The sequence below is a fragment of the Polynucleobacter sp. IMCC 30228 genome (genome assembly GCF_021395205.1).
In the GTDB taxonomy this organism is placed as follows: domain Bacteria; phylum Pseudomonadota; class Gammaproteobacteria; order Burkholderiales; family Burkholderiaceae; genus Polynucleobacter.
On record NZ_JAJVCS010000003.1, the window covers coordinates 299,641 to 313,546 of the forward strand.

A 13,906-nucleotide genomic window follows, 5' to 3' on the forward strand; every position below is an offset into this window, starting at 1 on the left:
TCTATCAATGAATGCCATTTGCGCTCCTATTCCGCACTCTTAAGAGGGATTAAAGAAGGGGTTTAGGCTTAGCGACCAGCACAGACAAAATCCAGTACTTGAGGTAGGTAGAGGCTGTATTCACTTAGACCATGATCGCTGCCATCTAGCACCAGTTGAGGCGCGCTAGCATAAAAATCGACCATTTCATGCCAGTCAAGCAACTCATCGCCTTTAGCGGCCATTAAAAAATAGCGCTCGGGCATGGTTATTTGGGTAATTTGTAATGCTTTTAATTCATCGATATACTCAGCCTTGAAATCAAAGGGCTCATTACTGTCATATTGCGTTAACTGGCCAACATAAGGCGCTAATTCGCGTGCAGCATAGACGGCCGGATTAAGAACTACGGCTTTACAGCCCAGATACTCAGCCAGCCAGTTCGCATAAAACCCACCCAGCGAAGAGCCAATGATGGCAACGTTTGCCGGCTTTGCGTTTTGCAAGTGGTTTAGTACCAAATTAATTGCACCTTGGGGTGATGGCGGCAGTTGGGGGCAAAACCATTGCAGCGCAGCCCCATCTTCAATTTTTGCCTGCACAGCCGCACCAGTTAATTTTGCCTTAGAGGAGTTGGGTGAAGAACGAAAGCCATGTAAATAGACTAACTGCAAAATTTCTTTTGTCATTGTGTCAAATCATTCTTCAAGCGCTTCATCCAACTCAACCCTGCTTCGGTACTTGTCAGGGGTTTATATTCGCAGCCAATCCAGCCAGAATATTGCAAGCGATCAATTAGCTCAAATAAAAAATAGTAATTAATTTCTCCGGTGCCAGGTTCATTTCTGCCAGGGTTGTCAGCTAGTTGCATATGGGCAATACGCGGTAAATATAACTCTATAGTCTTGGCTAGCTCCCCTGCCATCCGTTGCGCATGGTAAATATCAAATTGTAAGAATGCATTCGGAGCGGCTACCTCATCTAAGATTGCAATGGCTTGCTCGGTACGAGATAAAAAAAAGTTTGGTATATCAAAGGTATTAATGGGTTCAATTAATAATTTCAGTCCTGCAGCATGAAATTCTTTAGCGGCATATTGCAAATTAGCAATAAGTGTTTGACGTAATAACTTGGCATCAATATCGTTAGGGGCAATACCCGCTAAACAATTAAGCTGCTGAACACCTAAGATTTTTGCGTACTGAATGCCCGTAGCGACACCTAAACGAAATTCCTCAATGCGATTTGGCAGGCAAGCTATACCCCGCTCATTAGTTTCAATATTACCTGGTGGTAGGTTATGTAAAACTATCTTTAAATGATATTGATCTAACCGGGTCTTAATTTCCTCGGCAGCGTACGCATAAGGAAACAGAAATTCAACCGCCTTAAAGTCAGCTTGAGAGGCTTTTTCAAAGCGCTCTAAAAAAGGAACCTCATTAAAAAGCAATGAAAGATTAGCAGCAAATTGGGGCATATTTGGTATTGTAGCGAGCCCGAGAAACCAGGCCCGCCATACCGTTATGCCCCCTCAGTCGGGACTCTTAAAAGCGATACGTAATTCCCACTGCTGGTGTCCATGGATTAAGGGTTAAAGTGCCTAAATTAGTACCTCCCGATACCGTTTGTACATCAGTTGACATGGTGATGTATTTTAGATCAACATTCATGCCCCAATTTTTATCAAACATGTAGTCAAAGCCAATTTGTCCGACAAAACCTACACTTGATTGATTAACCGTGACACTATTATTTAAGGCAGGAAAATTAGCGCGATTACTAAAAATAGTGTAGTTGATACCTGCTCCGACATAAGGTTTAAAGGCGCCTAAATCAGTAAAGTGATATTGCAAGACTAGGGAAGGTGGCAAAGCACTAATGGTGCCCACATTCGCTTGATTTGCACCGGCATTAATTTTTACTTTTTGGGGATAAGTTAGCACCAGTTCAGTAGCAATATTTTTGGTGAAAAAATAAGTAATATCTAACTCGGGAATCCACTCTTTTTCGGCTTGAACATTTAATGATTGCACTGCGCCATTACCGCCCGATTGACCATTAGCCCAATCTAAATAAACCGCACGAACTCTTATCATCCATGGGTTTTCTTGCGCCTGTGCTTGCGCCATTGCTGGAGCTAGCATACAACTAGTAGCTAAAGCAACTACCAATGATTTAACTCTCATCTCATACTCCTTTATTAATTTAGACTAAGTTTTCTTTACTAAGATCAGTCTAAATTTTTAAAAGTTTCTAATTTTGATTTAAATCAAACCCACAAGCAATTAAGGGGTGCCGAGGTAGTTGTTGTAAATTTATATAGAGTTAACAGCCTATATTTTGATCTAAATCAAAATATAGGCTGTGCAAAAACAACAGTAGATCGGCTTAGGCTGCCTTTGGAGAGGCACACTAAAGCCTAATCGACCTTCGCGCCAGAAGCCTTAACTAGCGTTCCCCAACGCGGGTAATCGGCGCGTATTAAATCAGCAAATTGCTCTGGGGTTGTAGGCATAGTGTTAAAGCCCTGCTCTTCTAATGATCGCTTGGTATCGGGCTCATTGAGGATAGCGACAATTTCGCGATTGAGGCGTTCAACAATGGGACGGGGCGTTCCAGCACGCACAAAAATGCCATTCCACACAATCGATACGTAACCCTTCATACCTGCTTCATCCATGGTTGGCACGCTAGGCAATAAAGGCGAGCGCTTTGCTGAGCCAACCCCTAAGGCGCGCAACTTGCCGCTATTCACCAGCATCACTATGGCGGGTAGATTATTAAACATCATTGGCACTTGGCCCCCAAGTACATCATTTAAGGCCGGAGGACCCCCCTTGTAAGGTACATGGAGCAAATCGATATCTGCTTGCATCTTAAATTGCTCTCCTGCTAAATGCATCGTGTTACCGTTTCCAGCTGAGGCATAAGCAATTGCCCCCGGCTTCGCTTTAGCAGCAGCAACGACATCGGCGACACTTTTATAAGGGGTTGCAATATTCACTACGAGTACATTAGCCATTTCATGCGTACCAGAAACTGGCTGCAGATCTTTCATCGGATCATATGGCATCTGTTTGCCATAAAGATGGGGATTAATGGTAATGGTGCTGGCAGAGCCTAGCAGAATCATATAGCCATCTGCCGGAGCTTTAGCAACATATTCCGAGCCAATATTGCCATTAGCGCCGGGACGGTTTTCAATGACTACTGGTTTACCAAGACGTTCACTTAATTTTTTTGCTAACTGCCGAGCAAATACATCGGCCGCTCCTCCTGGAGGATAAGGCACTACATAGGTGATTGGTTTAGTGGGGTAATCACTCTGAGCATTAGCTAAGAGTGATAAAAGGCAAGTGCATATACCAACAAGAAGTGCTTTTGCGGATTTATTAACTAGAGCCATCAGTTATCCATATATAAGTAGTCAAAATTAAGCTTAAGGTACGGGATTTAAATTAGCGTGAGCAATGACTTGCCATCCTGCAGCACTCTTTTGCCATACATCAAGTCGGTACTGCGGTTTTCTTGAGAGCTCTTTGCCATCGATGATTTCTTTTGTTGCTATTGCATAAGAAACAATTAAAGCATTTTCAGAATAGGTAGCCTTGAGACTGCTAAGGGCATATTCACGAATCTTGGCCTTTTTAATAATCTCCATCCAGGCCGCTTTATTTTGAGCGCCAATGTTTAATACCTGTTGATAGTTAGGTGATACAGTTTTTTCTAGCCCCTGCATGTCACCATTTTTTACTTGATCCCACCATAGACGTTCAAGTTTTTCTGCTTCAACTTGGGCATTTGCTGCGGTAATGACTTGAGCTTGCCCCAACATCGGAACAGCCATTAAGGACATTAGTATGGCTATAAGGATGAGTGCACGATTAAATAAAATCTTGGCCATGATTATTCTCCTTGGTTTAAATGGGAATAACTATACCCTGAATTTTGCTGTGGGAATCATGGCGAGATATGCTTGTTTTTTGCGGGCTGTAATCAAAAAGAAAAAGAGGCTCGAGAGCCTCTTTTTACTTGACAATTTGGCGGAGCGGACGGGACTCGAACCCGCGACCCCCGGCGTGACAGGCCGATATTCTAACCAACTGAACTACCGCTCCAAATAGGGCAAAACTAGTACAACGTCACTGTAAAACGATGCTACTAAACCACTTAATACGACTCAAAAAACTGGCGTCCCCAGGGGGATTCGAACCCCCGTACTCACCGTGAAAGGGTGATGTCCTAGGCCTCTAGACGATGGGGACCTGGACTAAATTGTTCAAAATAGTGGTGGAGATAAGCGGGATCGAACCGCTGACCTCTTGCATGCCATGCAAGCGCTCTCCCAGCTGAGCTATACCCCCTGCGTTAAATTGCTTAACTTCTTATTTCCCGTCAATATCTGACCGCATATTCAAACAATCCGTGATTTTAGCCTATTTTTCTTCTCCGGCTTGGGCTTACCGAGTTATTTGCCTAGCAATGCTTGATGCAGAGCCTAGCTTGGTACTAACTCAGCACCAAGTTTAGACGCTCGGTACAGGCTTCCCACCCCATCAGAGCCATTACTGCATCAATAGCTGGGGTTTGTGTTGTGGCAAATAAAGCGTAACGCAAAGGCATAGCGAGGGCTGGCATTTTGATTTGATGTTGTACTAAGACGGCCTTAATCGCAGCCGCATAGGCTTCTTTTGATGATTTACAGCCCTCAATTGCGCGTCTTAAATCGTTTAAAGCAGGCTTAATGGCTTCTGGTATATGAGCCACAATCTGCTCAGTTGAATGTTGAGGAGCAGGCATATAGAATAATTTCGCACCATCAGCAATTTCTAATAAGGTGTTGGCACGATCTTTTAGCAACCCTACAACTTGCTCAAAATTGGGACCTCGATGAATATCAATGCCACGCTCTTCAGCAAAAGGCCGCACTAATTCGCTTAAGTACTTTGTATCAGCCTGCTGAATGTAATGGTGATTTAACCAAAGTAATTTTTCAGGATTATGTTGGGCAGGAGATCGACCCAGATGCTCTAACTCAAACCAGGCAACAAATTGCTCTTTAGTAAATACTTCCGCATCGCCATGGGCCCAGCCCAATCGAGCTAAATAATTTAAAATGGCCTCTGGTAAATAGCCTGCCTTTTGGTAATCGCGCACGCTCATCGCCCCGTTGCGCTTACTCATTTTTTCACCCGTATCATTTAAGACGGTGGGTAAATGGGCATACACTGGTGGCGTACCGCCTAAAGCTCGCATAATATTAATTTGCCGAGGGGTGTTATTCACATGGTCATCGCCGCGAATCACATGGGTAATGTTCATATCCATATCATCTACAACTACACAAAAATTATAAGTAGGTGTGCCATCGGTTCGTGCAATGACTAAATCGTCAAGTTCATCATTCCGAATTTCAATTAAGCCTTTAACTGCATCTTGCCAAGCCACGCTGCCTTCGAGTGGATTTTTAAAACGAATCACAGGGCTGACACCAACGGGCGGCTCAGGCAAAATTTTGCCGTGCTCAGGGCGCCAAAGACCGTTGTAGCGCGGCTTTTCTTTATTCGCTATTTGTGCATCTCGCAAAGCATTTAAATCAGCCTCACTCATATAGCAAGGATAGGCTAAGCCATTTTTTAACATGTCCTGAATTACTAACTGATAGCGATTAAGTCGCTGCATTTGATAAATTGGTCCTTCATCAGGATCAAGCCCTAACCAATGCATGCCCTCAAGAATGACTTCAACAGCCTCGAGCGTTGAGCGCTCTTGATCAGTATCTTCAATGCGCAAGATGAATTCGCCTTGATGATGGCGCGCAAAAGCCCAAGGATATAAGGCGCTACGCAAGTTACCTAGATGGATGAAGCCAGTTGGGCTAGGAGCAAAACGGGTACGAATGGTCATATTGCTTATTATCTCAGGTCATGAGCTTTTTTCTAAAACCGTGGATACTTTAGTGATGAATCAATTACTTGTATTTATTTGTGATGGCGCACCAGTACGCGGAGAAATCGTCAGTCTTGGCACTGCCTGGCAAGCCATTCTAGAGCACCGTACTGAGCCCTTAGCAGTTCGTAAAATTTTGGGTGATTTTGTCTCTGCCGCCGCGCTTCTAAGCGCCAGCTTAAAGTTTGATGGCACCTTAATTATTCAAGCGCAAAGTAAAGGCCCAGTTTCATTATTAGTGGTTGAATGTACTGCCAATTTAACCCTGCGCGCAACGGTTAAATTATCACCCAATTGCGGCGAAATTAATGCAAACGCCACCCTTGGTGAGTTACTAGATGCAGAGCATACTGGCCGTCTAGTGATTACCTTAGATGCTGCTGAACGCAAGCCTGGACAAGCCCCTTATCAGGGTATTGTGGCTCTTCAACAAGATAATTTAGCTGGACAGTCAAAGCCGGTAACTTCTGTAGCCGAGGCCATCATGCTCTATATGCGGCATTCCGAACAAGTTGATACCCGTATTTGGTTAGCTAGTGACGAGGCAAGTTTAGGTGGCTTGTTATTACAACGCTTACCCAACTCTAGTGGGCATGCTCACTTAGATGCCGAATTAGCAGCCGAAGGTTGGAATCGTATTCAATTATTAGGAGAAACCATCACAAGTAATGAATTGCTCACCCTAGAGCCTGAAACCACCTTGCGTAGGCTCTTCCTTGAAGAATCAGCCAAGGCTGGGGTGCGCAGTTTCCCCACACGCGCAGTGCAGTTTGCCTGTCGTTGTTCGCGCCAAAAGGTAGCCGATGTCTTACGCATGCTTGGCGAGCCTGAGGTAGAGAGTTTGTTGGCTGAACGCGGTGATGTAGAGACCATCTGCGATTTTTGTGGCAAAACCTATTCCTTTGATCCGGTAGATTGTCGCCAAGTATTTAAAACAGATTTACTAAGTGATGCAACCAGGCCGCCATCGAAGGGACACTAATACCTAGCAATTTACTTCTTATTCGGCGCGGTTCCACTAACAGCGTTTGCAGCCAAGGGGCTTTCAGTTGGCAAAATTTGCACGTAATATTCACCTTCTTTAAGCATGCCATGCTCCGCTCGTGCGCGCTCTTCTATTGCGCGGGTACCTTCTTTTAAATCTTTAACATCGCCACTTAACTTGGCATTGCGCAAGGTAAGCAGTTGGTTTTTTTCCTGTTGCGCATTCAGCTGACCTTCCATTTCATAAACCCTTAACCACCCTCCCTTGCCTAGCCATAAAGGATATTGAATGCCAATAAACAGCAACAGCATCGAGTAAACAATGATTCTCATATTGAAGATGTCATTGGCATATAAATGAAATAAAGAATTTAACGCTTTAAATTATAAAAAACAGCTTTGCCTGGATAGGTGGCGATATCCCCTAAATCTTCTTCAATACGCAACAGTTGATTGTATTTAGCAATGCGATCTGAGCGCGATAAAGATCCCGTTTTAATTTGCCCTACATTTGTACCCACGGCAATATCAGCAATCGTACTATCTTCAGTTTCCCCAGAGCGATGAGAAATGACAGCGGTATAGTTTGCCCGTTTGGCCATCTCAATTGCTGCGAAGGTTTCTGTAAGCGTTCCAATTTGATTAATTTTAATTAAGATTGAATTTGCTACGCCCTTATCAATACCTTCTTGCAATATTCTAGTATTGGTAACGAATAAATCATCACCCACCAGCTGAATTTTCTTACCTAGTTTTTCGGTAATATTGGCCCAACCATCCCAATCGGCTTCGTGCATTCCATCTTCAATTGAGACAATAGGAAATTGATCGGCTAACTGCCCTAAATAATCGGCGAATTCAGCTGAGCTAAGCTGTAAGCCTTCGCCGCTTAAGTGATATTTTCCGTCTTTATAAAATTCACTGGCAGCGCAATCCAAAGCCAATAAAACATCTTCACCAGCTTGATAGCCAGCCTGATCGATTGCACTTAGAATCGTTTGCAAGCATTCTTGATTGCTAGTGAAATTGGGCGCAAAGCCACCCTCATCTCCAACTGAAGTAGGCATATTTTTAGTGTGCAAAATTTTCTTTAGCGCATGAAAAATTTCTGCGCCACAGCGCAAAGCCTCACGAAAGTTTTTTGCCCCTACTGGCATGATCATGAATTCTTGAATATCAAGGCTGTTGTTAGCGTGCGCACCACCGTTCACAATATTCATCATTGGTACGGGTAATTGCATGCCACCTGAGCCCCCAAAGTAACGATATAAAGGCAAACCCGCTTCTTGGGCTGCTGCGCGTGCTACAGCCATAGAAACTGCTAGCGTGGCATTTGCACCAAGTCGGGCTTTATTGTGCGTACCATCTAATTCAATTAAGGTGTGATCTAAAAAAGCCTGCTCACTGGCATCTAAACCCATCACCGCTTCAGATATTTCGGTGTTCACATGCTGCACGGCCTTTAGAACACCTTTGCCTAAATAACGCTTGTCGTCGCCATCGCGCAGCTCGATAGCCTCGCGTGAACCCGTCGAGGCGCCAGAGGGCACTGCAGCTCGACCAATCACACCAGATTCAAGTAAGACATCACACTCAACTGTGGGGTTGCCGCGAGAATCTAAAATTTCACGGCCAATAATGTCAACAATGGCGCTCATGCACCTTCTCCTAAAGCGTTTAAATTAAAAATCATCTTCAATGAAGACCCCATCTTTTTTTACTGCTGCATCAATTGCTAGCAGTGATTCAAGTAGTTCTCGCATGCGGTTTAAGGGCACTGCATTGGGGCCGTCAGAAAGTGCCTTAGCTGGGTCTGGATGGGTTTCCATAAAAATACCGCTAATTCCAACTGCAACTGCTGCCCGGGCGAGCACTGGCACAAACTCACGCTGCCCACCGCTACTGGTACCATGACCCCCTGGCAACTGAACTGAGTGTGTCGCATCGAAGACCACGGGAGCCTGCGTTGTACGCAAAATTGCCAAGCTACGCATATCGGCAACTAAATTGTTATAACCAAATGTAGTACCCCGCTCGCATACCAAAAACTGTTGTGATAGGCCTTTTTCTTTCGCGGCTTCGCGCGCTTTGTCTAGGACATTAAACATTTCTTGCGGCGATAAAAATTGACCTTTTTTAATATTTACTGGCTTGCCACTTTGCGCGCATGCCCGAATAAAATCGGTTTGCCGACATAAAAATGCGGGCGTTTGCAAAACATCGACAATCGCGGCAACTGGTGCAATTTCAGGAATGTCATGCACGTCGGTAAGCACTGGCACGCCAATTTGTTTTTTTACCTTGGCTAAAATTTCTAGACCCCGTTCCATGCCAAGGCCACGATAAGAATTACCCGACGAGCGATTAGCTTTATCAAAAGAAGATTTATAAATAAAGTGCATCCCTAATGCGCTGGTAATGGACTTTAATTCCCCAGCAATGTCCAGGGCTGATTGCTCAGACTCAATAACACAAGGGCCGGCAATTAAAAAGAGGGGCTGCTTCAAGCCAACGGGAAAGCCACATAAATGCATCGCGTGATCCATCTTCGTCATTAGGCAGCTACCGTTGCGACAGCTTGATGGCGCTCAAGAGCTGCCTTAATGAAGGCTAGAAATAAAGGATGTCCTGCGCGCGGGGTTGAAGTAAATTCAGGGTGGAATTGCACCCCAAAGAACCAGGGATGCATTGCCGTTGGTAGTTCCATCATCTCAGGCAACGATTCAGTGGGTGTATGGGCAGAAATAATTAAGCCGGCTTTTTCTAAACGGGGTACATAGGCGTTGTTTACTTCATAGCGATGGCGATGCCGTTCATTAACAACTGCGCCATAAATACGGTGTGCCAAGGTATCTGGTTTCACTGGACAGCTCTGCGACCCTAAACGCATCGTGCCGCCCAAATCGGAATCGCTCGCACGTTTTTCAATGCGCCCTTCACGGTCAAGCCACTCCGTAATCAGAGCGACTACGGGATGGGGAGTATCGAGATCAAATTCAGTGCTATTTGCCCCTTGAATTTGCGCTACATGACGGGCAAATTCAATGACCGCTAATTGCATACCCAAGCAAATGCCTAAGTAAGGCATTTGATTTTCACGCGCATAACGAATGGCTGCGATCTTGCCCTCGGTACCGCGCTTACCAAAGCCTCCAGGCACTAATATGGCATCTAAATTTTGCAAGCAATCGAGTCCAGATTTTTCAATTTGCTCAGAATCGATATAACGGATATTAACTTTAGTTTGATTATGAATACCAGCATGACGTAAAGCTTCAATAAGCGATTTATACGATTCAGTGAGGTCGACGTATTTGCCAACCATGCCAATACAAATTTCATTTTGCGGATTTTCTAATTCATAAACCAGTTTTTTCCAGACTGATAAATCGGCCGGCTTAGCCTCGATCTCGAGCTCACGACAAATCAGGTCATCCATGCCTTGAGCATGAAGCATGTCAGGAATTTTATAAATCGTATCGACATCCCAAACCGAAATTACCGCCTCTTCACGGACATTAGAAAATAGGGAAATTTTGGCACGCTCATCTTCGGGAATGGGTCGGTCGGCGCGACACAATAAAACATTAGGCAAAATACCAATTTCGCGCAGTTTTTGTACCGAATGCTGAGTGGGCTTCGTTTTTAGTTCGCCAGCACTAGCGATATAAGGCACTAATGTCAGGTGCACGTAAGCACAACTACCTTTGGGCATCCGTAAACCCATTTGGCGGGCAGCCTCTAGAAATGGTAAAGATTCAATATCGCCCACTGTGCCGCCAATTTCGCAAATGGCAACATCGGCATGCCCATCATGACTTGCTAAAGCACCTTTTTCAATAAAACTCAGAATTTCATTCGTAATATGGGGAATAACTTGTACGGTTTTACCTAAGTATTCCCCTCGTCGTTCTTTGCGAATAACGGATTCATAAATTTGACCAGTCGTGAAGTTATTGCTTTTACGCATTTTGGCTGAAATAAAGCGCTCGTAATGCCCAAGATCGAGGTCGGTTTCAGCACCATCTTCGGTCACAAAGACCTCACCATGCTGAAACGGGCTCATTGTGCCGGGGTCAACGTTAATATAGGGGTCTAATTTCAGGAGGGTGACCTTCAGGCCGCGGGATTCAAGAATCGCGGCGAGCGAGGCGGCAGCAATACCCTTCCCTAGGGAAGAAACTACGCCGCCAGTGACAAAAACAAATTTAGTCATCGCTTAGGCTCGGTTGGAAATGGCAATTATACCGATACCCAGGGCGATTTGGCAAAGTAGCCAAAAATCCCTAAGCCCTTCAATCATGCAGCTCCCCTACCAAGCTGGACGGCGACTAATGCTGATAGGGTCCCAAAGATTTACAATAAGGATCTGAATTGCTCCAAAAACTTACCTCGAGGTTTAATGATGTTAGATACCTATAACACCCAAGTTGCTGAACGCGCCGCCCTGGGAATTCCGCCTCTGCCCCTCACAAAAGATCAAACATCCTTATTGCTCGGCCTATTAAAAAATCCGCCGGCTGGTACCGAACAGCAGCTGATTGATTTAATAACCTATCGGGTTCCTGCTGGAGTTGACGAGGCCGCCAAGGTGAAGGCTGAATTTCTCGATAAAGTAGCCAAGGGGGAAGAAAAAACTCCTCTGCTTTCACGCATTGAAGCAACTGAATTACTGGGCACCATGTTAGGTGGCTACAACATTAAGCCCTTAGTAGACTTATTAAGCGATGCTGAATGTGGCGCAACTGCCGCCGCTGTATTGAAAAAAACCCTCTTAATGTTCGATTACTTTAATGACGTGCAAGAGCTCGCTGAAAAAGGTAATGTCAATGCCAAGGCAGTCATGCAAAGCTGGGCTGCAGCGGAGTGGTTTACGAGTCGCCCCGCTGTGCCAGAAAGTATGGTTCTAACCGTTTTTAAGGTTACTGGTGAAACCAATACCGATGATTTATCGCCAGCTCCAGATGCCTGGAGTCGCCCCGATATTCCACTGCATGCTACTGTGATGCTGAAAAACCCACGGGCTGGAATCGAACCCGATGAGGTTGGTGTACGCGGCCCCATGAAACAAATTGTTGAGCTACAGAAAAAAGGCCATCAAATTGCTTATGTCGGCGATGTCGTGGGTACAGGCTCATCACGTAAATCAGCTACTAATTCAGTGTTGTGGTGGACTGGTCAAGATATTCCTTTTGTGCCCAATAAGCGCTTTGGTGGCGTATGTTTAGGTAGCAAAATTGCGCCAATCTTTTTTAACACCATGGAAGATGCTGGCGCATTACCGATTGAACTAGATGTATCAAAAATGAATATGGGTGATGTCATCGAATTACGCCCCTATGAAGGTAAAGCACTTAAAGACGGCAAAGTGATTGCCGAATTTACGTTAAAGTCGCCGGTTATTTTGGATGAGGTGCGTGCAGGCGGACGCATTCCTCTTATTGTCGGACGGGGCCTTACTGCTAAAGCGCGTGCAGCCTTAGGTTTGCCAGCATCAACTGAATTCCGGGTGCCATTAAGCCCGCCTGATCATAAAAAAGGTTTTAGTTTGGCGCAAAAAATTGTGGGTCGCGCTTGCGGTTTACCTGAAGGTCAAGGCGTGCTGCCGGGCACTTACTGTGAGCCCCATATGACCACTGTAGGCTCGCAAGATACTACGGGCCCAATGACGCGTGATGAGTTAAAAGATTTAGCCTGCCTCGGGTTTTCTGCCGACTTAGTTATGCAATCGTTCTGCCATACCTCGGCTTACCCCAAGCCAGTTGATATTCGCACTCATCACGAGCTACCTGCCTTTATGACAAATCGAGGTGGTGTGGCCTTGCGCCCCGGCGATGGTGTTATTCATAGTTGGCTTAACCGCTTACTGCTGCCAGATACCTGCGGCACTGGTGGCGATAGCCATACCCGTTTTCCGATTGGTATTTCATTTCCTGCCGGCTCTGGCCTGGTTGCTTTTGCTGCGGCCACTGGCGTCATGCCGCTCGACATGCCTGAGTCAGTCTTAATTCGCTTTAAAGGCAAAATGCAACCCGGTATTACTTTACGCGATTTAGTCAATGCGATTCCACTCTATGCCATCAAACGGGGCTTGCTCACGGTAGAAAAAACGGGCAAGAAAAATATTTTTTCTGGTCGAATCTTAGAAATTGAAGGCCTTCCTGATCTAAAAGTTGAGCAAGCCTTTGAGCTCTCCGATGCATCTGCTGAACGCTCTGCTGGCGGTTGTACGGTGCACTTAAATAAAGAGCCAATTATTGAATACATGCGTTCCAACATCACATTAATGAAGTGGATGATTGCGAATGGGTATGAAGATAAGCGTACATTGGGCCGTCGCATCAAAGCCATGGAAGCATGGATTGCTAATCCCCAGCTCTTGAAAGCGGATGCGAACGCCGACTATGCTGAAATTATTGAAATCAATATTGATGAAATTAAAGAGCCAATTCTGGCCTGCCCTAACGATCCAGACGATGTGAAATTTTTATCAGAAGTTGCTGGCGCTAAGATTGATGAGGTTTTTATTGGCTCATGCATGACCAATATTGGGCACTTCCGCGCTGCAGGCAAAGTACTCGAAGGCAAAACCGATATCCCTACCCGCCTCTGGATTGCACCGCCCACCAAAATGGATGCAATGATTCTTACTGAAGAAGGCTATTACGGTATCTTGGGTCGCACGGGTGCGCGCATGGAATCGCCGGGATGTTCTTTGTGCATGGGAAATCAAGCCCAAATGCGCAAAGGCGCTACCGCTGTCTCTACTTCAACCCGTAACTTTCCTAATCGCCTAGGAATTGATACTCAAGTGTATTTGGCCTCTGCTGAATTAGCGGCAGTAGCCGCGCTCTTAGGGCGCTTACCGACTCCCAAGGAATATTTAGAGCAAGTTGCTGCACTCGATAGTAAATCGTCTGAAGTGTATCGCTATATGAATTTTGACAAAATCAAAAGCTTTAGTGAGATGGCCGATACCGTTACTGTCTAAACT

At 45.3% G+C, this 13,906-nt stretch carries 12 protein-coding genes and 3 tRNA genes; 2 read left to right on the forward strand and 13 right to left on the reverse strand.

The annotated features are described in order from the left end of the window. Positions 1–68: 68 nt before the first annotated feature. The 9 genes from LZT21_RS07300 to gltX form a co-directional block, all read right to left on the reverse strand. Complete coding sequence (locus LZT21_RS07300) at positions 69–668, reverse strand: YqiA/YcfP family alpha/beta fold hydrolase (RefSeq protein WP_233990032.1); 600 nt, start codon at positions 666–668, stop codon at positions 69–71. Further along, positions 665–1,456, reverse strand: a complete 792-nt coding sequence (gene hyi / locus LZT21_RS07305) for a hydroxypyruvate isomerase (RefSeq protein WP_233990034.1) — start codon at positions 1,454–1,456, stop codon at positions 665–667. The genes LZT21_RS07300 and hyi overlap by 4 nt, the downstream gene beginning before the upstream one ends. Positions 1,457–1,523: 67 nt before the next feature. Continuing rightward, complete coding sequence (locus tag LZT21_RS07310; protein WP_233923456.1) at positions 1,524–2,165, reverse strand: OmpW family protein; 642 nt, start codon at positions 2,163–2,165, stop codon at positions 1,524–1,526. Between the two features lie 233 nt (positions 2,166–2,398). After that, on the reverse strand, positions 2,399–3,385 hold the full coding sequence (locus LZT21_RS07315) for a tripartite tricarboxylate transporter substrate binding protein (RefSeq protein ID WP_233990036.1): 987 nt from the start codon (positions 3,383–3,385) through the stop codon (positions 2,399–2,401). Positions 3,386–3,418: 33 nt separating this feature from the next. Then, on the reverse strand, positions 3,419–3,883 hold the full coding sequence (locus LZT21_RS07320) for a nuclear transport factor 2 family protein (protein WP_233923453.1): 465 nt from the start codon (positions 3,881–3,883) through the stop codon (positions 3,419–3,421). Positions 3,884–4,020: 137 nt separating this feature from the next. Further along, positions 4,021–4,097, reverse strand: a tRNA-Asp gene (locus LZT21_RS07325). Between the two features lie 71 nt (positions 4,098–4,168). Further along, positions 4,169–4,244, reverse strand: a tRNA-Glu gene (locus tag LZT21_RS07330). A gap of 23 nt (positions 4,245–4,267) precedes the next feature. Next, a tRNA-Ala gene (locus LZT21_RS07335) sits at positions 4,268–4,343 on the reverse strand. 145 nt (positions 4,344–4,488) lie between these two features. Next, entirely contained in the window at positions 4,489–5,886 is a 1,398-nt protein-coding gene (gene gltX / locus LZT21_RS07340; RefSeq protein ID WP_233923452.1) for a glutamate--tRNA ligase, read from the reverse strand. 55 nt (positions 5,887–5,941) lie between these two features. Between gltX and LZT21_RS07345 the strand changes: the two genes are divergently transcribed. Continuing rightward, on the forward strand, positions 5,942–6,910 hold the full coding sequence (locus LZT21_RS07345; protein WP_233937624.1) for an Hsp33 family molecular chaperone HslO: 969 nt from the start codon (positions 5,942–5,944) through the stop codon (positions 6,908–6,910). 11 nt (positions 6,911–6,921) lie between these two features. On the opposite strand, the gene ftsB is transcribed toward LZT21_RS07345, so the two are convergent. Genes ftsB through LZT21_RS07365 form a run of 4 tightly spaced genes read right to left on the reverse strand, consistent with a single transcriptional unit; the run spans position 6,922 to position 11,128 of the window. Continuing rightward, on the reverse strand, positions 6,922–7,245 hold the full coding sequence (ftsB, locus tag LZT21_RS07350) for a cell division protein FtsB (protein WP_233923450.1): 324 nt from the start codon (positions 7,243–7,245) through the stop codon (positions 6,922–6,924). Between the two features lie 38 nt (positions 7,246–7,283). After that, the gene (eno, locus tag LZT21_RS07355; RefSeq protein ID WP_233923449.1) at positions 7,284–8,570 is read right to left on the reverse strand and encodes a phosphopyruvate hydratase; all 1,287 of its coding nucleotides are present in this window, start codon (positions 8,568–8,570) and stop codon (positions 7,284–7,286) included. 24 nt (positions 8,571–8,594) lie between these two features. Further along, entirely contained in the window at positions 8,595–9,446 is an 852-nt protein-coding gene (kdsA, locus tag LZT21_RS07360; RefSeq protein WP_233923727.1) for a 3-deoxy-8-phosphooctulonate synthase, read from the reverse strand. 20 nt (positions 9,447–9,466) lie between these two features. Then, on the reverse strand, positions 9,467–11,128 hold the full coding sequence (locus LZT21_RS07365) for a CTP synthase (protein WP_233923448.1): 1,662 nt from the start codon (positions 11,126–11,128) through the stop codon (positions 9,467–9,469). A gap of 189 nt (positions 11,129–11,317) precedes the next feature. Here LZT21_RS07365 and LZT21_RS07370 point away from each other — a divergent pair, with 189 nt between their 5' ends. After that, positions 11,318–13,903, forward strand: coding sequence for a bifunctional aconitate hydratase 2/2-methylisocitrate dehydratase (locus LZT21_RS07370; RefSeq protein WP_233923726.1), 2,586 nt, complete (start codon positions 11,318–11,320; stop codon positions 13,901–13,903). The last annotated feature ends 3 nt before the right edge of the window (positions 13,904–13,906 follow it).

Bases quoted from the DNA above. Each gene is read 5' to 3' on its own strand.
- ftsB (WP_233923450.1), bottom strand. From the start codon at position 7,245: ATGAGAATCATTGTTTACTCGATGCTGTTGCTGTTTATTGGCATTCAA.
- eno (WP_233923449.1), bottom strand. From the start codon at position 8,570: ATGAGCGCCATTGTTGACATTATTGGCCGTGAAATTTTAGATTCTCGC.
- LZT21_RS07310 (WP_233923456.1), bottom strand. From the start codon at position 2,165: ATGAGAGTTAAATCATTGGTAGTTGCTTTAGCTACTAGTTGTATGCTA.
- LZT21_RS07365 (WP_233923448.1), bottom strand. From the start codon at position 11,128: ATGACTAAATTTGTTTTTGTCACTGGCGGCGTAGTTTCTTCCCTAGGG.
- hyi (WP_233990034.1), bottom strand. From the start codon at position 1,456: ATGCCCCAATTTGCTGCTAATCTTTCATTGCTTTTTAATGAGGTTCCT.
- LZT21_RS07370 (WP_233923726.1), top strand. From the start codon at position 11,318: ATGTTAGATACCTATAACACCCAAGTTGCTGAACGCGCCGCCCTGGGA.
- LZT21_RS07345 (WP_233937624.1), top strand. From the start codon at position 5,942: ATGAATCAATTACTTGTATTTATTTGTGATGGCGCACCAGTACGCGGA.
- gltX (WP_233923452.1), bottom strand. From the start codon at position 5,886: ATGACCATTCGTACCCGTTTTGCTCCTAGCCCAACTGGCTTCATCCAT.
- LZT21_RS07315 (WP_233990036.1), bottom strand. From the start codon at position 3,385: ATGGCTCTAGTTAATAAATCCGCAAAAGCACTTCTTGTTGGTATATGC.
- LZT21_RS07320 (WP_233923453.1), bottom strand. From the start codon at position 3,883: ATGGCCAAGATTTTATTTAATCGTGCACTCATCCTTATAGCCATACTA.
- LZT21_RS07300 (WP_233990032.1), bottom strand. From the start codon at position 668: ATGACAAAAGAAATTTTGCAGTTAGTCTATTTACATGGCTTTCGTTCT.
- kdsA (WP_233923727.1), bottom strand. From the start codon at position 9,446: ATGCATTTATGTGGCTTTCCCGTTGGCTTGAAGCAGCCCCTCTTTTTA.